Annotated in this window: 13 protein-coding genes; 7 read left to right on the forward strand and 6 right to left on the reverse strand. The window is 58.2% G+C overall.

The genetic code is table 11. The features are described from left to right. Window positions 1–9: 9 nt before the first annotated feature. Complete coding sequence (purU, locus tag PMI24_RS03410; protein ID WP_007951233.1) at window positions 10–858, reverse strand: formyltetrahydrofolate deformylase; 849 nt, start codon at window positions 856–858, stop codon at window positions 10–12. A 339-nt stretch (window positions 859–1197) separates the two neighbouring features. On the opposite strand from purU, the gene mvaT reads away from it, so the two are divergent. Beyond that, window positions 1198–1575, forward strand: coding sequence for a histone-like nucleoid-structuring protein MvaT (mvaT, locus tag PMI24_RS03420; protein ID WP_007951234.1), 378 nt, complete (start codon window positions 1198–1200; stop codon window positions 1573–1575). 101 nt (window positions 1576–1676) lie between these two features. On the opposite strand, the gene sbcB is transcribed toward mvaT, so the two are convergent. Further along, window positions 1677–3107, reverse strand: coding sequence for an exodeoxyribonuclease I (gene sbcB / locus PMI24_RS03425; RefSeq protein ID WP_007951235.1), 1431 nt, complete (start codon window positions 3105–3107; stop codon window positions 1677–1679). Between the two features lie 180 nt (window positions 3108–3287). Between sbcB and PMI24_RS03430 the strand changes: the two genes are divergently transcribed. Genes PMI24_RS03430 through PMI24_RS03455 form a run of 6 tightly spaced genes read left to right on the forward strand, consistent with a single transcriptional unit; the run spans window position 3288 to window position 10007 of the window. Beyond that, complete coding sequence (locus PMI24_RS03430; RefSeq protein ID WP_007951236.1) at window positions 3288–4013, forward strand: RDD family protein; 726 nt, start codon at window positions 3288–3290, stop codon at window positions 4011–4013. Then, window positions 4010–4987, forward strand: coding sequence for a stage II sporulation protein M (locus PMI24_RS03435; RefSeq protein WP_007951237.1), 978 nt, complete (start codon window positions 4010–4012; stop codon window positions 4985–4987). Before PMI24_RS03430 ends, PMI24_RS03435 begins: the two co-directional genes overlap by 4 nt. After that, window positions 4974–6518 carry a DUF4129 domain-containing protein gene (locus PMI24_RS03440; RefSeq protein WP_007951238.1) on the forward strand — a complete coding sequence of 515 codons (1545 nt, stop codon included), beginning with the start codon at window positions 4974–4976 and terminating at the stop codon, window positions 6516–6518. The genes PMI24_RS03435 and PMI24_RS03440 overlap by 14 nt, the downstream gene beginning before the upstream one ends. After that, on the forward strand, window positions 6515–7681 hold the full coding sequence (locus tag PMI24_RS03445; RefSeq protein WP_007951239.1) for a DUF4350 domain-containing protein: 1167 nt from the start codon (window positions 6515–6517) through the stop codon (window positions 7679–7681). The genes PMI24_RS03440 and PMI24_RS03445 overlap by 4 nt, the downstream gene beginning before the upstream one ends. Then, window positions 7678–8679, forward strand: a complete 1002-nt coding sequence (locus tag PMI24_RS03450) for an AAA family ATPase (protein WP_007951240.1) — start codon at window positions 7678–7680, stop codon at window positions 8677–8679. The genes PMI24_RS03445 and PMI24_RS03450 overlap by 4 nt, the downstream gene beginning before the upstream one ends. After that, window positions 8676–10007 (forward strand): DUF58 domain-containing protein, encoded by a 1332-nt coding sequence (locus PMI24_RS03455; protein ID WP_007951241.1) that lies wholly within the window; start codon window positions 8676–8678, stop codon window positions 10005–10007. The genes PMI24_RS03450 and PMI24_RS03455 overlap by 4 nt, the downstream gene beginning before the upstream one ends. On the opposite strand, the gene PMI24_RS03460 is transcribed toward PMI24_RS03455, so the two are convergent. The 4 genes from PMI24_RS03460 to PMI24_RS03475 all read right to left on the reverse strand — a co-directional run bounded on the left by PMI24_RS03460 (window position 10004) and on the right by PMI24_RS03475 (window position 22724). Further along, window positions 10004–10714, reverse strand: a complete 711-nt coding sequence (locus PMI24_RS03460; RefSeq protein ID WP_007951242.1) for a hypothetical protein — start codon at window positions 10712–10714, stop codon at window positions 10004–10006. The two genes, PMI24_RS03455 and PMI24_RS03460, sit on opposite strands and share 4 nt — an antisense overlap. Window positions 10715–10717: 3 nt before the next feature. Further along, window positions 10718–13504: a hypothetical protein gene (locus tag PMI24_RS28540; RefSeq protein ID WP_007951243.1), complete on the reverse strand. Its 2787-nt coding sequence runs from the start codon at window positions 13502–13504 to the stop codon at window positions 10718–10720. Then, window positions 13501–17988, reverse strand: a complete 4488-nt coding sequence (locus PMI24_RS03470) for a neuraminidase-like domain-containing protein (protein WP_007951244.1) — start codon at window positions 17986–17988, stop codon at window positions 13501–13503. The genes PMI24_RS28540 and PMI24_RS03470 overlap by 4 nt, the downstream gene beginning before the upstream one ends. Before the next feature lie 62 nt (window positions 17989–18050). Continuing rightward, the gene (locus PMI24_RS03475) at window positions 18051–22724 is read right to left on the reverse strand and encodes an Ig-like domain-containing protein (protein ID WP_007951245.1); all 4674 of its coding nucleotides are present in this window, start codon (window positions 22722–22724) and stop codon (window positions 18051–18053) included. Window positions 22725–22733: the final 9 nt, after the last annotated feature.

Genomic DNA, 22733 nt, shown 5'->3' on the forward strand with positions numbered 1-22733 from the left:
GATCGTGAATCAGAACACCACGGTCTTGTTGCCGTGCACCAGCACGCGGTCTTCCAGGTGATAACGCAGACCACGGGCCAGCACCATCTTCTCGACGTCACGGCCGAAACGCACCATGTCTTCGATGCTGTCGCTGTGGCTGACGCGTACCACGTCCTGCTCGATGATCGGGCCGGCATCCAGCTCTTCGGTCACGTAGTGGCAGGTCGCACCGATCAGCTTCACGCCGCGCATCGAAGCCTGGTGGTACGGCTTGGCACCGACGAACGACGGCAGGAAGCTGTGGTGAATGTTGATGACTTTGTGCGCATATTCGCGGCACATGTCCGGCGGCAGGATCTGCATGTAGCGCGCCAGCACCACCACTTCGGCGTCGTGGTGCTTGACCAGACGCGACACTTCATCGAAGGCCGGTTGCTTGTCCTGCGGATTGACCGGCACGTGGTAATAAGGAATGCCGTGCCACTCGACCATGCTGCGCAGGTCGTCGTGATTGGAGATCACGCAGGAAATCTCGCAATCGAGTTCATCACTGTGCCAGCGGTGCAGCAGGTCAGCCAGGCAGTGGGATTCGCGGCTGGCCATCAGCACCACGCGTTTTTTCTGCTCGGTGTCGGTGATGCGCCAGTCCATCGAGAACTCTTCGGCGATCGGTGCAAACTTCTCGCGCAACACCTCGATACCGAAAGGCAGGGAATCGGCACGGATTTCGTGACGCATGAAGAACCAGCCGACCTGGTTATCCGAGTGGTGGCTCGCTTCGGTGATCCAGCCATTGTGGGCCGCCAGAAAGTTACTGACTTTGGCAACGATGCCAACGCGGTCCGGGCAAGAAATCACCAGCCGAAAAGTGCGCATGAGGGGGAAACTCCAGAACTTCGCAAAGGCGGCCATTCTAGCGACTGCGCGGGAAAACTGCAGTATTGATGACCCTCAAAGCCTCACGGCAGCCCGTCGCAGCTTTTTTGACGCTGGCAAACGCCAGAATGATGGCGCAGCAATAGCCATGCATGAACAGGCTTGTGTGAATATCTGTGAAGACTCCATCACATTATTTAACTGAACATTCAATTCATGGCTTTTCAACGTAACTAATTCAAATAAAAACCCCGGTTAAATGTTTACTTGATGAAACAGCCTGACTATTATTGCCGCACTGTCCCCTGCCATCGCGCACTCCCACATAAGGTAGTAATCATGTCCTTGATCAACGAATATCGTGCCACCGAAGAAGCTATCAAAGAGCTGCAAGCCCGTTTGAAGAACCTGTCGCAAGACGACAAACTGCAAGCCGAGCTGGAATTCGAAGGCAAACTGCGCACACTGATGGGCGAATATTCCAAATCCCTGCGCGACATCATCGCGCTGCTGGATCCAGAGTCCAAAACCAAAGCACCACGTGGCGGCGCAGCCAAAACTACCGGCACCAAGCGTGCTCGCAAAGTTAAACAATACAAAAACCCGCACAACGGCGAAGTCATCGAAACCAAAGGTGGCAACCACAAAACTCTGAAAGAGTGGAAAGCCAAGTGGGGCGGTGACGTGGTTGAAGGCTGGGCTACCCTGCTGGGCTAAGCCGCAACCCTTGTCGCAGAGCGCTTCTGTGACACAAAAAAACGCCAGCGAATGCTGGCGTTTTTTTATGCCCGGCATTCAAGCGCCGGACATGTTCGATTTCAAAGATCCAAACGTTTGCGTAATGCCTGGACATAGTTCTGCCATTCAACCAACACCTCGGCCTGCATCGGCGCAGCACTAAGCAGCCATTGCTCCATGGCCTCGGCAAAAGATTGCAAGGTATTAGGGGCGCCCCACTCCGGCGCGGACAAGCGTTGCCGGCAAAAGGTTTTCCAGCGTTCTTGCTCTTCGAAATTCAACGTATCGGGAAAGTTACGTGCTCGATATCGAAACAACAATTCAGGCAAACGTTCATCATCGAACGGCCAATGCTCTCGCGCCAATTGAGCAGGATCGGTCGTCCTCACTTGCTCACATAAACGACGATCTCGATCACCGATAAATCCGTCGTACAACTGTTGTTCGGGATCTTCGCTCGAGGTGAAATCTTCGCTGGCATAAATCGCCGAGACTTTATCTTTCCAAACTTGTTGTGCGTCACTTAGTCGCAATGCACGCGCCTGATACAACGCCATGTCCAGACCCAGACGCTGCTGATCTTCAGCTCTCAGCACCGACAACGGCGCCACCACCGGGCACTTGTTGATGTGAATTAGCTTGAGCGGTACCGGCAACTCGCCTTCGGCCAGATCGTCACGCCGGGTGTACAGGCGCTGACGCAATGTTTCGGCATCCAGGTCGAGCAGCCCCTGCGGATCCAGGTGCAGATCACAGACGATCAACGCGTTCTTGTTGCGCGGATGCCAGGCCAGCGGCAGCACCACGCCGACATAACTGCGCGCAGCGGAGAAACGGCCGGAAATGTGCACCATCGGTTGCAACAGGCGAATCTGATCCATGACCTTCTGTTTGCTGCGCAACTGGAACAGCCAGTCATACAGCTTCGGCTGCTTCTCGCGGATCAACCGGGCCAGGGCAATGGTGGCGCGCACGTCCGACAGGGCTTCGTGCGCATTGCCGTGATCGATGTTGTTGGCGGCGGTCAGGCGTTCGAGCTTGAGCGTCACCTTGCCTTCGTCATCGGTCGGCCAGACCAGCCCGTCCGGGCGCAATGCGTAGGCGGCACGCACTACATCAATCAGGTCCCAGCGACTGTTGCCGCCCTGCCATTCACGGGCATAAGGGTCGAAAAAGTTGCGGTACAGGCTGTAGCGGGTCATCTCGTCGTCGAAACGCAGGGTGTTGTACCCCGCGCCGCAGGTGCCGGGAGCCGCGAGCTGGGCGTGAACCCGAGTCATGAAATCAGCTTCGCTCAAGCCCTGTTCGGCGAGACGGCTCGGGGTGATGCCGGTGATCGCACACGCCGCCGGGTGCGGCAGGATGTCTTCGCTGGGCTGGCAGTAGAGATTGACCGGCGCGTCGATTTCGTTGAGTTCGTGGTCGGTGCGGATCCCGGCCACCTGCAACGGGCGGTCGCATCGGGGATTGATGCCGGTGGTTTCGTAGTCGTACCAGAAAATGGAAGTCACGGGCGGTTCCTGAACTGAAGATCGGCAAAGTCTAGGCGTTCGACTGCGGTCGCGGCCAGCGCCGCATCATTCAGTCACCTTTGGTTGAAAGATGTGTATGACATAGTTATGTCGTTTCCCCCCGAGAGACTGCTAGCATCGGACGCACTTGCATCCCGATCCGGCAACATCAGGTAGCCCATGCTCGAGACCACAGCACCGCCAAGGAAAGCACCGCTGGCCCCGCCACTGGACACGCGGCACCAGGTCGAAACGCCGGAAGGCATCGACTTGCCGCTGCGTCCCGCCGGCCTGATGGTGCGTGCCGTGGCGTTCACCATCGATCTGGGGTTGCGCGGGCTGATCCTGGGCCTGCTGCTCATGCTGCTGGCGCTGCTCGGCAAACTCGGTATCGGCCTCGGCTCATTGCTGCTGTTCGTGGTGAGCTGGTGGTACATGGTGTTGTTCGAAGTGCTGCGTCAGGGCCGCTCGCCGGGCAAGCAATGGATGGGCCTGCGGGTGGTGCACGACGATGGCACGCCGGTCGGCTGGTCAGCCTCGCTGTTGCGCAATCTGCTGCGTTTTGTCGACCTGATGCCGTTCGGCTATTTCCTCGGTGCGATCAGTTGCCTGCAACACCCGACCTTCAAACGCCTCGGCGACATCGCTGCCGGCACGCTGGTGGTCTACAGCGAACGCCCGCTCAAGCGTCCGCAATTGCCCGATGCCGAACCCCGCCGCTCGCCGATTCCACTGACCCTGACTGAACAACGTGCCCTGCTCGCCTTCGCCGAACGCCAAGGCGAACTGTCGACGGAGCGGGTCAACGAACTCGCTGCATTGCTCGCTCAGCCACTGCACATCAGCGCGCCGAAAGCCGTCGGTGAACTCAACGGCATCGCTCGCGGCCTGTTGGGTCCGACATGAAGCAAAGCCTTTTCGAATCGCGCCACAAGGCCGAATGGGAGCGTTTCACCCTCGCCCTCGAACGACTTGAACGCGGCAAGGACACTTCGCAGGTCGCGGAATTTCCCAAGGCCTATCGCCGACTCTGCCAGCATCTGGCGCTGGCGCAGGAACGTGGATACAGCAGTTTTCTGGTCGACTCCTTGCAACAGCAAGTGCTGCGCGGCCATCAACAGCTTTACCGTCATCGCAGCCAGCTCGGCGCGAACGTGCTGGGTTTCATCCTCGCCGGATTTCCACGGCTGGTGCGCGCCGAATGGCGCTTCGTGCTGGCCGCCGCCCTGCTCTTCTTCGGCAGCCTGGCCGGTTTCGGTTTGCTGGTTTTCCTGTTTCCGGAGCTGGTCTACAACCTGATACCCGCCGATCAGGTGCGCGAGATGCAAAGCATGTACGACCCCGCCGCCGGCCATCTCGGGCGTTCGGCCGAGCGCGCGGCGAGCGAAGACTGGGTGATGTTCGGCTACTACATCATGCACAACATCGGCATCGCCTTTCAGACCTTCGCCAGCGGTTTGCTGCTGGGAGTGGGCAGTGCGTTTTTCCTGTTCTACAACGGGCTGATCATCGGCGCGGTGGCCGGCCATCTCAGCGAGATCGGCTTCGGCCAGACCTTCTGGTCGTTCGTGATCGGGCACGGCGCGTTCGAACTCAGCGCCATCGCCCTGGCCGGTGCGGCAGGACTGAAACTGGGTTGGGCGTTGATCGCGCCGGGGCGCCTGACACGAATCGAGGCCCTGCAGATTGCGGCGCGCCAGAGCATCCTGCTGATCTGCGGCGTGATGCTGTTTCTGTTGATCGCCGCGTTTATCGAAGCCTATTGGTCGTCGCGCACCGGGGTTTCGCCACAGACCAAATATCTGGTCGGTGCCGGGCTCTGGCTCTGTGTGGCGATCTATCTGCTGTTCGCCGGAAGGACCCGCCATGCGCCTGAGTGATGCGACCGTGGCGATCCGTCCGCGCACCACCTGGGAAGCCATGGATCTGGGCGTACTCATGAGCCAACAACATCGGCGCCTGCTGATGACCAGTTGGGCCATCGTCACCCTGCCACTATTCGCGGTGCTCAGCCTGTTGCTGTGGGATTCACCGTCGCTCGCCGTGTTCATCTTCTGGTGGCTGAAACCGGCCTACGAACGCTTGCCGCTGTACATCCTGTCCAAGGCGCTGTTCGGTGAAACACCCACTTTGAAACAGGCCTTGCGCCAATGGCCGCGCCTGCTCAAGCCGCAACTTATCGCCAGCCTGACCTGGCGCCGCCTCAGCCTCAGTCGCAGCTTCCTGCTGCCCGTGCTGCAACTCGAAGGCCTCGACGGCACGGCCCGTCAGCAGCGTTTGCAGGTGTTGTTGCAACGCAATGCCGGCGCCGCGCAGTGGCTGACGATCATCGGCGTGCATCTCGAAACGGCGCTGTGGATCGGCCTGATGGTGTTGTTCTACCTGCTTCTGCCGCAACAGGTCGAAACCGATTGGGACTGGCAAAGCCTGATCTTCGCGGCCGACTACGAATGGCGCTGGCTGGAGCATCTGACCAATGCGTTCTATGCGCTGATCCTGGCGATCTGGGAGCCGGTGTATGTCGCCTGCGGGTTCAGTCTGTACCTGAACCGCCGCACCGTCCTCGAAGCCTGGGACATCGAACTGGTGTTCCGCCGCTTGCGTCAGCGTTTGAACAGCAGCGCAATCGGCTTGCTGCTGGTGGTGTGTCTGCTGTTGCCGGGCGTGCCATCAGTCTGGGCTGCCGAGCCTGCCACTGCTCCGGATGCACCGCGTCTCCTGAATCAGCCACTGACCAGCGAGGCGTCCCGCAACAGCATCAAGTCCTTGCTCGAACAACCGCCGTTCAAGAACAAGGAAACCGTCACCCGTTATCGCTTCGGCGAAGATCCCGCTGCAGCCGAAAAAACCAGGAAAGGCGAAGCACCGCAATGGTTGAAAACCCTGCTCGACTGGCTGGACGGCCGACACCTCGACGGTCTGGCCAAGGCGATTGAAGTCGTGCTGTGGGGCGCGGTGATCGCCGGGATTGGTTGGCTGCTCTGGCGTTATCGGGATTTTCTGCAAGCGTTCGTCGGCCGCCGTCCGCGCTTGCCCGAACAGACCAAAAGGCCCTTGCCGCAACAGGCCTTCGGTCTGGATCTGCAAAAGGAAACCTTGCCCGATGACATCGCCAGCCACGCGGAACAGCTCTGGCAAACCGAACCGCGCGCGGCATTGGGTCTGCTGTACCGGGCACTTCTCAGTCATCTATTGCACGACTTCAACCTGACCCTGAAACCCGCCGACACCGAAAACGAAGTGCTGGCCCGGATCGAGCAGTTACAGCGCCCGGATCTGCTCACTTATAGCCGTCACCTCACCGGCCACTGGCAGAATATGGCTTACGGACACCGCGTACCGGCGGCGCATCTGCAACAGGAATTGTGTGATGGCTGGCGCGCTCTGTTCGGCCACGGAGCCGCCCGTTGAACCGGCGCGCGCTCTGGCTTTTGGGTGGCGCGCTGATCGTCGCCCTGCTCGGTGTGCTGGGCATTTATCTGTACCTTAAAGCCACGCCTTACCAGGCCGAGGTCGATCACGGCCCGTCCCCCGCTGCGCAAGCCAATCCTTATCTGGCGGCGGAGATGTTTCTGCGCGAGCGCGGGATCGACGTCACCCATGCTGAAAGCCTCGCCGTTTTGCCCGACATCGATCCGCGCCAACACACGCTGCTGATGTTCAACGACCGCTCGAAAATGACTCCGCGTCAGGTCGATCAGGTTCTGAACTGGGCCCGGGCCGGCGGAAGGCTGGTGTTCGTCGCCGAATCGATCTGGGATGAAAAGACCGGCCAAAGCAACGACCTGCTGCTCGACCGCGTGCAACTGCATCAATCCTTCACCAAGGATCTCAAGGGCACGCCACCGGACGCCGCCGAAGATCCCTGGCCCAACCTGACCAAGCTCTATCTGGAAGACGAAGACGCCCCCGCCTATGCCGGGTTCGACACCGCGTTCCACCTCGACGACCCGAAAAACCTCGCCCAGGCCTGGGCCAACAGCGCAAAAGCCACGCACATGATGCAACTTGCGTTCGGGCTCGGCACGATCACCGTGGTCACCGATGCCGATCTGTGGAAAACCCCGGCCATTGCGCAACACGACAATGCCTGGCTGCTCTGGTACCTCAGCGCCGACACCGCCGTGACGCTGCTGTACAACACCGAACACGACGGTCTGCTGACCCTGCTCTGGCGCTATTTCCCACAAGCCATCATTGCCCTGCTCGCGCTGATCGGCCTGTGGCTGTGGCATGTCGGCGTACGTCACGGGCCGGTGCAGGCGCCGGCTCCGAGTGGTCGTCGACAGTTGATGGAACACCTGCGCGCCAGTGCCGATTTCATCCTGCGTCACAACGGCCAACAGACCTTGCTGCAAGCGTTGCAGCAGGACGTCCTGCGCCGCGCCCGTCACCGTCATCCCGGTTTCGACCAACTGAACGTCGCCGAACAATGGCTGGTGCTGTCACGCCTGACCCGCCAACCGACCCGTGCCATCAGCCAGGCCCTGAGCCCGGCACCGAAGCGGCGTCTGTCCAGCGCCGAATTCTGCCGTCAGGTCGCCCACCTGCAAGCCTTGAGGAACACGCTATGACCGAACACATCGAACCCGGCTCGCCCAGCCACGCGGCCCAGCAACGCCAGCGCGCGAGCCAGTTGGCGCAAGCGGTGCGCGGTGAATTGCAGAAGGCGCTGATCGGCCAGAACGCTGTGATCGACGACGTGCTGACCGCGCTGATCGCCGGCGGTCACGTGCTGCTCGAAGGCGTTCCCGGCCTCGGCAAAACCTTGTTGGTACGCGCCCTCGCGAAGTGCTTCGGCGGCGAGTTCGCGCGCATTCAGTTCACCCCGGACCTGATGCCCAGCGACGTCACCGGCCACGCGGTCTACGACCTGCAGACCGAGCAGTTCAAACTGCGTAAAGGCCCGTTGTTCACCAACCTGCTGCTGGCCGACGAGATCAACCGCGCCCCGGCCAAGACGCAAGCCGCCCTGCTCGAAGCGATGCAGGAACGTCAGGTCACTCTCGAAGGCCGGGCCCTGCCGATTGCTCAACCGTTCATGGTGCTCGCCACGCAAAACCCGATCGAACAGGAAGGCACTTACCCGCTACCGGAAGCCGAGCTCGATCGCTTCATGCTCAAGGTGCGCATGGATTACCCCGACGCCGATCAGGAGCTGGACATGGTGCGTCAGGTCAGCCGCTCGACCCGCGCCGACATGCTCGACGTGCAACCGCTGCGCACCGTGTTGCAGGCCAAGGACGTGCAAGCCCTGCAACGCATCGCCAGCGATCTGCCGCTGGACGATCAAGTACTCGATTACGCCGTGCGTCTGGCCCGCAGCACCCGCACCTGGCCGGGGCTGACCCTCGGCGCCGGGCCACGCGCCTCCATTGCACTGGTGCGCTGCGCCCGCGCCCGGGCCCTGTTGCGCGGCGGCGAATTCGTGATTCCCGACGACATCAAGGGCTGCGCACTGGCGGTGTTGCGCCATCGCGTGCGCCTTGCACCGGAGCTGGACATCGAAGGGCTGCAAGTCGATCAAGTCCTTCAGCAACTGCTCGACCAAGTACCGGCGCCGCGCCTGTGAAACCCTCGCGCCTGCTGTTGATCTGGCTGGCGATCCTGCTGGCCATCGGCATTGTGCTGGGCGCGTTGCAGGCGCTGGACGTCGAGGTGCCATCGAGCCTGCTGTCGATCAACTGGGGATTGCTGCTGGCGCTGTTTGCGCTGAGCCTGCTGGACGCGCTGCGTCTCAAGCGCCTGCCCTCGCCCCGCGTGCAACGACAGATGCCCGGCAGCCTGGCCCTCGGTCGCTGGAGCGAAATCCGGCTGGAAGTCGAACACGACCTCGACCCACCACTGACCATTCAACTCTTCGACCACGTACCCGACGGCCTCAGCCACGAAAACCTGCCGCTTTCCACCGAGCTGCAACCCGGCCAGCGCAGCCTGATCGGGTATCGCCTGCGCCCGCTCAAGCGTGGCCACTTCACCTTCGAAATCTGCGAACTCAACCTGCCGAGCCCCTTGGGCCTGTGGTCCGGCAAACGCCTGCTGAACATCACCGACCACACCCGCGTCTACCCCGACTTCGCCCGCCTCTACGGCGGCCAGTTGCTGGCGGTCGATAACTGGCTCAGCCAGCTCGGCGTACGCCAGCGCCAACGCCGTGGCCAGGGGATGGAATTCCATCAACTGCGCGAATTTCGCGAAGGCGACAGCCTGCGCCAGATCGACTGGAAAGCCACCGCCCGCCACCGCACACCGATTACCCGGGAGTACGAAGACGAGCGGGATCAGCAGATTGTTTTCATGCTCGATTGCGGGCGGCAGATGCGCAGTCAGGATGGGGAGCTGTCGCATTTCGATCATGCGTTGAATGCGTGTCTGCTGTTGAGTTATGTGGCGTTGCGGCAGGGAGATGCGGTGGGGTTGATGACCTTCGCCAGCGATCAGCCGCGGTTTATTGCACCGGTCAAAGGTGCGGGGCAACTCAAGGTGTTGCTCAACGGTGTTTACGATCTGGATAGCACAAGGCGTTCGGCGGATTATCCGGCGGCGGTGAATCAGTTGCTGACAAGGCAAAAGCGGCGGGCGCTGGTGGTGTTGGTGACTAATGTGCGGGATGAGGACGATGAAGAACTGCTGAGTGCCGTGCAGCGCTTGAGTCAGCAACATCGGGTTTTGGTCGCAAGCTTGCGGGAAACCGTGCTGGACGACCTGCGCCATCATCCGGTGCAAACACTGGATGAAACGCTGACTTACTGCGCGACCGTGGATTATCTCAACACCAGCGCGCAACACCATGAGCGGTTGAGTGCACAGGGTATCGCGGTGGTAGAGGCCCGTCCGGAGGAATTGGGTACCGGGCTGGTAACACGGTATTTGAGCTGGAAGAAGACCGGTACTTTTTAGGTTACGTCGGCGACGTCATCAGGCACAGTTGCCCCCAGAGAGACTGGATTTTCCGGTGACTGTTTGAGTATGCGTTCTGCCCCGAGTACCAGGTTGTAAGCCCCTCCTCCCGCATTGGTAGTGAACTGCCAAACCAGCCCGGCCATCGTCAAGACTCTCGAAACACCCAATGCCGGCTGCACACCCGTAATTCCCAGTTGAGTGGCCGATGAGAACCCGGTCAGTCCCAGAGTAATGGCGCGGCCAATCAACGCACTGTCTGGATTGTTGACCCTCAGCGTGATGCTATGGGTTCCCGCATTACGGGGAAACCTGGTTTCTTCCCCCCATGAATTGCCGACAGGCTCTGCATTCAAATGGAAGATGGCATCACTCCAGACACCGGCAGCCAGCGTCTTGAAGCGGAAGGTGTGGGAGGCTGTTTTCGTCGGGTCGGTTTCCAGCCTAGCGGTCGCCGTGATATCCCCAACCTGTGTCGCCGTATAGCGTAAAAGCGCCCACCCTAGATTGTCCGTCTTCACCCGGAACTCCTGCGTCTGCGGCGAGGTTCTGTAGATCACCTCTTGATCGGATGCGGCCACGCGAGTACCGGAGTCAATCACCCTCACGGCCAGCGAAACCGTTTCTCCGGTCACAGGATCAAACATGGCCTCACGCACTTCGGCAATCTCAACCGCGTTGGATGCTGCTTGGGTTTGTCGAGACATGATTCATTCCTCTTCGGGTGGGATCGTCGATAGCGGCAGAACCATTACTTCAAAGAGATAGGACGTGGGCGTTTGATCATAAGGACTGGGGGGCGTGGCTGTGACTTGAAATTTCCCCGGTTCTGTGGCCTTGAAGAGATAGCGGGCCCAACCCGATCCGTCAGTAGTGAAAGGCCTCGAACCCGTTGCGTCTTCAAACAGCACCGCAAGCCCTGACACTGCGTCACGGGTGTAAAACGACTTGGCCTGGATCTCCAGAGAGACTGTCTCCCCCACCTGCGGATCAAATGCCGGCCCACGCGTGGTAGACACTATTCGGTGGTGCCCCACCGAGACAGGCCGTGCGGAAAAATCGAAACCGGCCTCAGGCAGGCTGAGCACAATGCCTTGGCCATCGCCCTCTGTGCTGGATGTGGCATTGACATTCCACAGCACGCCGGCGCTCTCGATTTTCTGATCAGCTTCGGGCGTCAATTTCATGTTGAAATCGTCGCCCTCCATCAACTTCCCCCCCATCATCAGCCCGGTTACAAGGCTGTCACCGGCAGGCGTGAAAACGCATTCGTGACTGGCGCCAATACAGGCGTACAACGTTTCATCTGCGTCCAACGCACGGCCGTCCACAGTGAATGTTCCGAGGTCCTGGAGAATGGGTGACAGCAATATTCCCTGCTGCACATACGAGCCCAATGCTGCATGGCGAACGATCAACTGGAAACGTGAACTGCTCGGATAGGTGGAGCTGACCTGGTAACCAAGGCCCTCAGTGGTCACCTTACGGGGAGTAGCCGGATCAGGATGGACATCAAACTGCAACTTTGGATCGGACTCACTGATCAGTTCCACAGTGACAAACTCGTCAATCAGACGGTCTTCAACCGACATGATCTTGAGCTCCACAGGTGGCGTATCACGAAAACAGATGTGCCCGGTGCTTCCCTCCAGTCGGCCATCCAGCGTCACGGAGGCCAACTGCGCCCAACGATCTTCACCATATATATAAATTGAGAACTGCTCGGTGGGATCGTTTGAATCGTAGCCACTGCCAACTCTCACCGTGACCACAACCTCGCCCTCTGCTTCAGGCTTCAATGCAAATTGAACCTGACCGCCAACGCCTGTCAGTACCTCATGTTCCGTTCCATCATCGATACGCCAGTAAGTTTTTACTCCCGTAACGCCCCCTACACCGGGCACCTTCGATTCAATATCGACGGACAGTAGCAGGTCGGGACCGCCCACGGCCGGGAACTTAGATGACTGATACGGGTTGTGGATGGATAACCAATTGTGAGCCAGGTCCACGGTTTGAAGGGTAGAGGGCTCCAGTAATCTCGAACATCTTAGATACCACCCGATCTTGCTGCTTGTGAGGTTTGCACAGACAGCGCTCCAGGCTCCTTTAGAATCGGTGACAGGCTGCCCGATCTCGAAACCCGGCTTGAGGGTCAGGCCCATTTCCCCCGGCGTGACATCCCCTGTCCAATACAGCCCCAATTCGGAGCCGTTCAGGACATGGGCATCCGTGAACATCATTTCTATCTCGTGGCTGGCGCCGCGATTGATAAAAGCCGTTCGGCTTCCCCAGACCCACGCATCGAGTTCATCCAGTCGTAGTGTGGTGCTCGTCAAGGGATCCTCCTGAAAGGCAAAGGAATTGAGCCGGAAATGGGCATCTTCCGGCTTGTAGTAGCTTTCGACCGCTGCCTTGATTGCAAAAGCGCCTTTCAGGGTCGGTTCGTAGATCAAGACCGCTTCGCCCTTTTCATCCGAATCCTGCGTTGACAATACCTCTCCCGTACTTTCAAGCGTAAAAATGACCTTACGCTTGGCCAAGGCCATACGGGTGAAGTGAGAGACCACTTTCACCCTCAACTCCACACCTTGACCGCGGGCAATAACCGGGTAGTGCTCAGGCGGCATCTCTGCAATGACATCCAGATGAAAATGACCGCAGATCACAGATAAAAGATACTGGTCTGCGGTGTAGACGGTCTGGATGGCAAGGAGGCTCGAAATCTGGATGTCCTCCATGATTGATCGACAGGTGATTTGCCAATACTCATCAAGCGGATTGGATTGCTTCCAGCCAGGCCTCGCGCTGAGAACGTTCTCGGCATCGTCCAGATTCCATAATTCTGCCCGCGTTTTATGCCAGGCATTTTCGAGATGAACCTGGAAGGCAAGTCTATGAGTCGCACCAATGCACAGACGCACTTGACGCTGTGTCTGAACTTCCCCGTCAACCGTCACGGAGTCCAACTGCAAGGGTTCCAGACACAGCAACAACTTAGCGGATGTAAAACACACAATGCCCGGGTGGACTGGCAAGGGATTTGGCGGGCTGATGACAGAAATCTTGACAGTCTCTTCCTCCTCGTCCAGCAGGAGCTTTACTTGGAGTGGAGTCAGCTCCAGATCCAACAGGTCCGGGCTCGGGCCCTGTGCGTGCTCTTTCTTGAGTGACGGAATAAGGTCCACATCGTATTCACCTCCACGACCCGGGTTGATCCTCAGTGTCCCTGGGCTTTCTACCGAGAACGCCTGGTACATGAAATCCAACGTGTAATCTGCCTTGCCGGAGCGGGGGCGCGGATACTCAGCCAGCCTTACTGTCTGCCAGCCAGCTCCCGTATCAACGGCCCCCATGAAGCCAATCGACTTCTCCTCCCACCTCGCTGTCTGGTGGGTGACCCGGCGCCCGTCATTTACCTCCCATCCCTCCAGATCCACAAGGAAGAACCCGTTGTATAAAAAGCTTTCATCGGCGCGGCTATCTTTATCACTCATGAAGGCATCCTCCTGGCGCGACCCGATGCGCTTGATCTACCGGTCGCTGGGGAGCCAGAGAGCAAAACCTCAACTTCGCGGGCAAAATCCGGGCCGCCATCCCGGGCCTGATAAGTGATCGTCACGATGATGTCAGTCAAAGAGCGCAAAAGGCTGGCCTGACCAGGCTGAGCAGCTCTGGGAAACGTCAGCTGCCAGCTTGAATGGCAACCCGTGCCCTCATACGGCAGGTAACGATCATCGCCTCCCCGTTCGGCAATACCGTTCTCGTCCAGGCCTCTGGACAACACTATTTGCTGGTACGGGCGCAGGTTCTCCACCAGTGACCCGGAATCCGTAGAGGCAACGCCTTCAAACAAGCTTTCAACAGCGGCAATATTCGGCTCTACGACAATAGAACTGCCTAATTGCACCAGCGTGGCGCGAATATTCTGGTACGGCCCGAGCAAGCCGGGGCAAGTGCATCTCAACTCCAGGATCTGACGGCAGTAGTGCGAGGGATAATCTTGAGCGAAGAGCTCCTCGTTAAGCTTGAAACGCAATTCCCCTGAAGTCTTGAAGTCATTCCATTCTTGTTCAATGACAAGTTCCTTCAGAGAGATCGTCTTTTCCAGTTGCAACCGACGCTCGTCACGCTTGAGCCGCGCTGCCGCCATCTGCAACAGATTCATCTTCAAAGAAGCACCCGCGTTGAATCCGTGTCGGGCGTCATACCAGACATCATGGCGGATAAACTGCATCGTGAAGTCGCCCATTTCATACTGCAGACAGCGCTGAGCAATGACGCAGTGACTGACCACCAAGTCGTATAGTTGAAACAGCAATGACTTCAATTGCCCTACGACCCAGTTACTTAATTCCTGGTTTGTGCTACGCCGCTTGTAGAACGCGAACATCTCCATGGATTGTGTGTTGACCACTTCTGTAAGTTGCAGAGTTGCCCGGGCGGCAATGATCGCCTGTTCCTGAGCCTGATACTGCTCGCGCAGCACCCGCGCCTCGGCTTTGGCCTGCTCGAGCATAAAGATCCACTCCTCCTCACGCCGTTGATGACCCGCATTGATGCTGGACTCCTCGGCTTCGCTTCTCCAGAACTGTGCGATCAATTGAAGCAACTCGGCACCCGCGTAGGGCACGGCTGCAGGACGCATACCACCGGCTGCCACCCCATAAATGTTGGGTATTAAATCCAGCCCGGCCCCGATGGTCTGAAGTACGCCGGCACTCACTGAGACATCACGCGCGTCTCGGTTCTTTTCCAGAACCCTGTTCTCGGCCTCGGACACTCCCTTTCTGATCAATGCCTCAAAGCGCTGCACCTGGGCCTGGACCAGACTTTCGCTTTGACGCAGCGATGCCGCGATCAACTCTTGCTGGGCAATTGTCGCTACCTGGATCGAGCGGTTGTAGTCGGCCAACTCGATGACATGACTGTATTGCAGCTCCTCCTGCTCGCCCCGGTCCCGCAACTCCATCCACGACCTGAGCAGCTCCTCTTGCTGGATCAGAAACTCCACGAGCTGCATCGCCAGGTTGAAAGCGGTCTGCCATTTGTAAGGCACCACCTTCAGTTGCCCGCCGGGATCGCGAGACGAGCCCAGCGTACCGTTGCCTTGTGCAATCAGTAGCTCCCGCGCATCCATTGGTAGTGCGAACAATCGAATCGACAAGGGCTGACCGTCTATCGAAAGATTCTCTCGCAAGTTCTTCAGCCGAGAGTTCAGCAGTGTCCACAATCGGTTGGGCCGATCGTTGATGCCGTCCTTGAATACACTGGTACCCAATAGTCCCAGGCGCGGTTGCCCCTGCATCGAAAGAGGCACATCCCCCAGTCCGACCTCAAGTCGGGCCTCAAATGCCTTGAGGGACTCGCGGCCCTGGATCTTCGTCACCAATTGGCTCAGTGTCACCGGGTTCCAGATACTGGCCGTCTGGGGGACCGGTTCTTCACCGATCAGCATCTGTGCCTTGCTGTACAGAAGGCTGGCGCGGACCATGCTGTCGTAATCCAGCTGACGGTAGTAATCATCACCTTCGGCGATCAGGTTCTCCACGTAATGAAGGAAGATGGCAATCATGTGGTGAATCGGTGCGCAATAACCGATTGCATCCGGATCCGTCGGAGCCGGGTTCTCATACGAACAATTGACAGCGTCGATTTTCAGCGGGCGGCAGAGCCAGTACGCGTCCCGGGGAATCACATCGCGGTTCCTGGGGTCTGGCGGAATTTCGGGTGACAACGGGTCGAATATAAACTCGAACCATTGTCGCGCTTCGCCATAAGAACCGGCTTCCGAAAAGCGCCTGGCGACCAAATGTACGCAATGATAGAACAGCTCCCAGAAGTACCGACCATTGCAGCCGTCAAAGGGGCCGTTCGGTTCGAGCGTACCATCGGGGAGGGGGTTTTCTTGGATATGCTGTGTTGTCCAGTGGAGCAGAGCCTCGACCGACACTGCCGCCAGACTGGTCAGTACTGCGCCGAACTCTGAGTTGAGTCGAGCATATTTGAGCTTCTGTTCGGCATTGTTGAAACTCAGGAACTGCGAACCTTTACGACTGACCTTGTCGATGAAGGGGGTCTGGTACTGGGAGGGACGCTTGTTCAATTTCAAAAAGAACCGCTTTTTTCCCTGAACTGCGCCGAACGTAAAAGGGATCTCCGCATCAATGGGAAAATAATTGACGCTGTTCGAACTCGTATCTCGTTTAAAAACCAGCCAGGGCGTTGAATAGTCGCCGCGCAAATCGGCGATCGAATGCCAGTTCGGAGGGTCGTCCGCGAGTCGTACATCCATGCCGAACTCGAATTGCGCAGGCACGTAGAGAATCCTGGGCACCAGCAGGTTTTTGTCGTTCGACACCGTTACACCCAGGACATCGACGGTAAATCCGGCACCGCCCCGAATTTGTTCCGGGGTGGTTTCGAGCAGATAAGACAGTGCTGCAGTTGAGAGGTCGACCTCGGCTTTGGCCACCCAGATTCCGTCACCTACCGTTGCTTCCTCGAAGTCATTGATGGCAAAGGAATGGACATCTTGCTTACCCGCACCTTCAGGCAGTTGTACGAGATGGATATCCGTCGGTTGGAGTCCTGTCGTCAGGGTGATGCTGACCTGCTGCCCGCCGACACCGACAATCTCGACGTCGGTATACGTTGTGCCATGGATTGCCCTCCAGCCGATCGACAACTGCTGCAGTTCGCGTCCACGTTCCTGCACCGCATCGCAGCGTCCGCGTACTCTGAGCACTTCGTAAAATTTTCCGTCCGTCCATTGCTCGCGTGTGTAGACGGCGTCCAGATACAGGCTCTCACTGACAGGCCCTGCCGCTATGTCTTGGGTGCGGACGGTGATTGGCGAATAATCCGCTGGCACCACCTTCTGTTGCAGACTGGCTGGACTGTTGAAACGTCCGAAGACCATTTTCAGCTGGGTGTCGATGTCCCCCGGCACCTTGTTCATTCGCGCATCGCGGGTATCGTGGATTTCTATTTCATGCAGCGGTGCCTTCCCGCCCAGGTCTTGGCGGTTGGTGTAACACACGCTCAACAAATCATCACGAGGATCGCCATCGCCTTGAGAAAAAGCGATCAGCCGACCGTTGGAGACATCGTGTTCGCACTCTTGACGCCACAAGGTCAAAGGGGCTGACCATTGATCGTTAAGAGAACTGAAGGCCAGTTGAATCTGCAATTTCCAGGGTGACTGCACCACACCATTGGCATCGACCTGACGCTCGACCCACTCGCACCAGACCAGAACCGGCCGCCCGAGCCAGATCACGCATCGTATATCCACCACCTTGCCCGAGGTGACAATGTCGCACTTGCGCCACTCACTCCAGTTATGAGGGCCGATCGTTTTGCTGTTCACGTCAACGTGAACCTTGACGCTGCGCAGGTGGTAAGCGAACGGCGGCGTCTGCTCCTGTCCGATCAGGTAGTAATCTGCCTGGCGGGTATTTTCCCCATTGATGTAGCCGTTGAGCACGTCCAGGTCACTTATCTCCTGGAGGCCCCTGGTGTAACCCATCAGAGCGGCTTTGACCGATGCGTTGCTCAGCCTCATCTGTTGCAGATTGCCTTCGAACGTGCGGAACAGCGCGGTTTTGTTCAGACGTAATGTCGGATCGATGTAGTTTGACGCATGAGTCATGAGTTCCTGGTTGGCCGACCACCTGCTGTAACGGCTCAAATACTGATCCCAATACAGCCGGTCATCCGGCTCGAAATAAACGTTTGTGAAACCCGGTTCGGTTCCCCCGAATACCGAATGAACAAATTGCTGCAAAGTCCGCACAGTGGAGGAAACCTTCGTGGCTTCCAATTGCGCCTTGTCCTGAAGATCGGCCAACAGATACCCACTTAGCTCTTCGAGAGTGCGAATCCGGCTCTCACCGGTCCACAGCCTTTTGCCCAGCACCGCAGCGGCCATTGCCTTCACGAAACCTTCATTGAGCTCGTCCAGCTGGGGCGTAGACATTCTTGTTCTCCCTGTTGCAAGGTGTTGACTTGACCACGAGTGGCCATGGGCAATCGGTCAATTCATGATTTCGATGGAGAGCCCCGCACCACTGACCGTTTACGCAACGTCCCTTCAAGCACCAGGACCTGCTCCAGGAGGTCGGCGTACACACCGATCTGGAAGTCGCCGTTGCGTACGTTGCCGATGTGGATGTCCACGCTGTGAGCGGATTCAGTGAAATCAAAACGCCTGGCCATCGGCGGGTCGAAAACCATGGCCAGCGCCTGCGTGGAGTACGTGGAGCTCCATCCAAGGGCGCCCTGGGTGCCGACGATCTGAGAGGGGTCTGTCGCTGCGATTTCAAGGCGGTAATGCCCATCCCTGTACAGTTCAAGGGTGTCGCGCCCCGGGATGATCGAGATCGAGGTCTCCGAACCATCGTCTGCGATGATGATCAGCGTGACTGTCCAGCCGAAGGCTTTAATGGCCGTCAAATTGAAGACTCTGGCTGGCTCGAGCGGATGCTGTTCCAGCAGCGCGGTCACCTTGAACTCGCCTGCCTGCTTCGCCGTGAACGGATATTCCGAGCGACCTAGCTCATCTGTCTTGCGGATGACGTCCACAGGTGGATCCGAATCGACGGTCCACCTCACGGGATAATGTTCAAGCGCTGGAGCCCTCGGGTCGTCGCTCTCTTTCACAACAATCCACACCGGCGTTGCCGTTGCGCCCACCACCGGAAAGGGTATGTTCTGCAAAAAGTCCCGGATCACGGCACCACTGGCGACCCAGACCATGAGTTCAACGGCGGCATCACTACCCAATTGCGCAAAAATCGTCAAAGGACCGGCTTCGAGGCTGGCCAGGGAAAACAGGGAGACGCCGTTATCATCGCTGTCCGCCCCGGTTTTATTGGCATCACTGCTCGTCCACCACTCCACCCGCTGATTCGGCACGGGTTCGTCATCCAGCCCCACCACCTTGCAACGCACCTCCAGCGGTTGACCTGCCATGGCCACATCGCTGACAAACGGGTTACCGGAAATCCGCGGCTTGTCCGCGAACTTGAGCGAACCTGTGAAGGTAAAGCTGTGGGATTCATCCACATTCCCCACAGTAATCCTGGCATCGCCGGGAGACAGGCTGGAAATCCAGACCGTACTCACGCCATCCTTATCGGTGACGGTCTGACGCGGCCGAATCTGCCCGACAGTCGTTCTCCACAGCACCGGATAATGGGCGACAGGATTGCCGTACCTGTCCATTACAGTGGTAAACACCTCTTGTTCCCACAAATTGCCCGCCAGCACGAGATCCCGGGGGATCTCGGAACTCTGCAAGGGTCTGGCCTGTGCGCTCTCCAGATCAGGACCGATCCGTACCGACGGGGCAAACTGTGGGTCATGAAACGGCAGGCTGTAGCGTAAATGCGCCGTTCCCACCCTTGCCCCGGCCTGCAATCGCGCCCATGCACGCCCCTGACGGTCTGTTGTGACCGTAGGCGTGAGTACAACTCCAAGATCGGTTTCGATATAAAGCTTCACTCCTGCTAGAGGAATGCCGAAAAAATCAAGTAGCGTGATCAGAAACTCCGCGACCTCCAAATCCAGTCCCACAATCAGGCTCGTGTTGTCCACCACGCAATGGGTGTTGTAACTCTGGCCGACCTCAGCCGAGTCCGGCGAGGTTTTCGAATCATTGAATCGGCTCAGGCTTTCCAGTGCCTTTTGAGCACCCTGCTGATATTGCGAATTGCCATCGAGCAGATTCAGTTTGCCAAGAGTGACCGCCGTCTCGGCGTCCATACCTTTTGACGCCAGCTCCAGCGTGCGCATCAGAACGCCAAGCTCTTCGAGCGTACGCAGCAAGGGTAGCGCCGGTTCTTCACTCGCTTCGGCCACGGCATTGATATGCTCGACAACTTTGAGCACTTGACCGATGCCACAGCCGAAGAAACGGGCCAGTTTGTCGGCCGCGGCATCGCGAAACAGACGCTGCGCATCAGGACTCAAGTCATTGGGTAAATCATTTGCCTGGCCCAGGTAGTCGTATATTTTTTCTTCCGGTTGCCGAGCGCGCTCCACCAGTCGACCGAAAAGTGCCAGGCAGTAAATAGTATTGATCGATATGTCGAAGCGATCCTCAAGGCTGAACTGCAGAAAATTTTCACCAGTGAGGAGCCTCGCAAGCAGTGACGGGCTCAATTTGAGCTTGTCGGCAATTCGTGCACGGCGCTCCACTTCCGCGAACGTTTTCAGAAACAGATCAGGCTCCTCCAGAGCCTTCATTTTGCGCCGCTGACGCTGCACCGGCGTGACCAGCGCCTCCTTCAAAAACTCGTACGAATGCCCCTGGGCCCACATCAACACCTGAGCCGTGAGCAATTCGCCAAGCTTCAGGAAAACCGACAGGCTCACCTCGACCAGCACTCGTTGCTCGTCCCGGCAGCGCAGCACGACCATGAGCAGAAGCGCATGCAAAGCCGCCCTGTCCCGTACGACGTCCGGAGGGGGGGACTCAGAGGGGTAGACATGTTTTGCAATCGCTATGAACGCCTCATTGGCACGTGCCAGAAACTGCTCTTCAGTCTCGTCATACCGCCCGACAACCGCGCCTTTATCGTCCACCAGCGAACCGAGCAATTGCAGCCAGTCGATCGGTTGATCATTGCTCGAACGCGCAGGTGCGCCAGCTTCCAGCAGCGTGGCTGACTTCACTAATATCGGCTGCAGCTGACTGCTCAGCTGCAACAGGAATTGCTCCTGACTTTCGGTCCAGACGGTTGGAACGTAGACCGGATTGACGTATTGCACTAACCAAGGCACCGGCACATTGAAATCGTTGGTCCACTCCACACAGGTCATCACTGCATGAATGGTGCTCAATGCATCTGCGGCATCTGTCGTCCCATAAGCAGAGACCAGCGGCCTGCCAGCCAATTGCGGCGCCAGGCCAAGGGTTTGAAGCAGTGCGGTGAGTTCGATAGGCGTCAAGCCGAACATGCGGGCCAACCGCACCAGCCGCCAGAAACTCGATAGCGTCTCAAGATTGCACTTGAGGTGCGTCCTGAGCCCAAACGCTTCGGCGATCACAGTTGCCAGATAGCGATAGGTCTCGGGGTTGATGCCCAACCCTTTGCAAATCTGCTGAACTGTTTGCTGGTCGCCCGACGTGATGGGGATGATCGCGAACTCACGATCAGTGATCTCCAAGGGGTCATCAAACGGTTCTGAATGGTTGTAGACCTGATCAAAAAACGCCGGAACTCCATTCTGACCATGGGGCGACAACACATCCAGGATCCCCGCGAAGTCTTCCGCGGTGCAGTCGTATTTAGCACTCAGCTCGACGAAAAGCCCCACAGCGCTCAGCGTACTGGAGCGAATCCACAAGGCCGCGTCCGCCCCGCCCCGGCGCTCTGCGTTCATCACCGCGATGAGTATTCGGTCCACCAGATAGCTCGGCAAACCCAATAGCCGATCCAGGCGGCTTTTGCGTTGCATACGGTCTGTACGGTGCTCCAGGGCAGAGTCTTCCCCAATATTCGTCAACAGATGCCTGGGTTCGATGTCGCCATATTCGATTCCGATCGCCGGTTCTGTCCCGCCATGAATGAACCGTGCGCCCGCTACCTCTCCTGTCAAAGGTTCATCGGGGTCACCCAGCGCCGGAGCGTTGGGTGAAAGTTTGGGTGTATATCGCCCCATCGCCAGAAAACAGTCGACCTGATCCTGGGTAAAGCCCATTGCAAGCCTGAAAATCCAGAGTCTGCGCAGAGATGCATTGGCAATCACAAGACTGCCAAAGTTTTCCAGATAGAAGTCCCCGGCAGACTTTTGTGGATCCGCATCGATTCGGCCCGTACTTGGGTCTACCCTTTGCAGCGATTTGCCGGCCGGCTCGGTCCCCCGCCCAAAGTAAGGGGATTCGAGCAACAACGCTGAGAGCGCCGGACCGCTGCCAATACTCTGCTGGAGGGCTGCGTCGTCACGTGGCCCGCGCCCACCGGCATTCTTGAAATAGGGATACTTGGGATCGAGCCTGCGAATGACTTCCCCCAGCGAGCCATTTTCAACGACCTGCCGCACAACGTGTCGGATACTGAGCCGGTCATGCTCGTAGGGCATTTCCTGGGGGAACCGAATGGAGCGAAGGTAGTCCTTGGCCGTTGAAAAGCTCTCGCCTTCTTTCGACAGAATCAATGCTTCAAGTATCGTGCTATTGATCTCGACCCGGGACTTCACCTGATTGATAGCCGCCTCATCAATCAGCAGGTCGTCCACATCGCTGCGACGCAATGTCAGCGGAATGGCACCCGGCCCCGCTTTCGGCTCGATCAGCTCACGTATCCACTGGCGCAAGGCCACTAAATAGGCTGTCGTGGACGCGCTGTGTTCCGGGCTACCCAGAGCAGCAGCGCCATCAACATCGGGAGAAAAAATCTGCTGATAGGTCGGCAGCGGCCCGGCCATTCCTTTATCGCTGGGTCTCGGCACTCCGCGCAGGTGTTGCTGGCGGTACAGCCTGGCGATATTAAGTGCCAGCGCCCTGCCGCGGCTCAACAGGGCTTCGGCCTCCTCAGGTTTCAAGCCAAGTGTGCGCAATTCACCCACGCTGAGTTTTATCAGATCGAACACGCTGGCGGATTTCATGAGGTGTCTTTCCAGCGCCTTGGGCACGTAGATCCGCTTTTTACTCTGCCCCAGCACAGCCCTGAGCAGTTGATGAACAGGGCTTTTGTCTGATGCTTTCATTCAGCGCTT

The sequence above is a fragment of the Pseudomonas sp. GM25 genome (genome assembly GCF_000282255.1).
Classification (GTDB): domain Bacteria; phylum Pseudomonadota; class Gammaproteobacteria; order Pseudomonadales; family Pseudomonadaceae; genus Aquipseudomonas; species Aquipseudomonas aphyarum.

Excerpts from the sequence above, each read along its gene's own strand:
- PMI24_RS03435 (WP_007951237.1), top strand. The coding sequence starts at position 4,010 with ATGAAGCAAAGCCTTTTCGAATCGCGCCACAAGGCCGAATGGGAGCGT.
- mvaT (WP_007951234.1), top strand. The coding sequence starts at position 1,198 with ATGTCCTTGATCAACGAATATCGTGCCACCGAAGAAGCTATCAAAGAG.
- PMI24_RS03460 (WP_007951242.1), bottom strand. The coding sequence starts at position 10,714 with ATGTCTCGACAAACCCAAGCAGCATCCAACGCGGTTGAGATTGCCGAA.
- PMI24_RS03475 (WP_007951245.1), bottom strand. The coding sequence starts at position 22,724 with ATGAAAGCATCAGACAAAAGCCCTGTTCATCAACTGCTCAGGGCTGTG.
- PMI24_RS03440 (WP_007951238.1), top strand. The coding sequence starts at position 4,974 with ATGCGCCTGAGTGATGCGACCGTGGCGATCCGTCCGCGCACCACCTGG.
- PMI24_RS03470 (WP_007951244.1), bottom strand. The coding sequence starts at position 17,988 with ATGTCTACGCCCCAGCTGGACGAGCTCAATGAAGGTTTCGTGAAGGCA.
- purU (WP_007951233.1), bottom strand. The coding sequence starts at position 858 with ATGCGCACTTTTCGGCTGGTGATTTCTTGCCCGGACCGCGTTGGCATC.
- PMI24_RS28540 (WP_007951243.1), bottom strand. The coding sequence starts at position 13,504 with ATGAGTGATAAAGATAGCCGCGCCGATGAAAGCTTTTTATACAACGGG.
- PMI24_RS03430 (WP_007951236.1), top strand. The coding sequence starts at position 3,288 with ATGCTCGAGACCACAGCACCGCCAAGGAAAGCACCGCTGGCCCCGCCA.
- PMI24_RS03450 (WP_007951240.1), top strand. The coding sequence starts at position 7,678 with ATGACCGAACACATCGAACCCGGCTCGCCCAGCCACGCGGCCCAGCAA.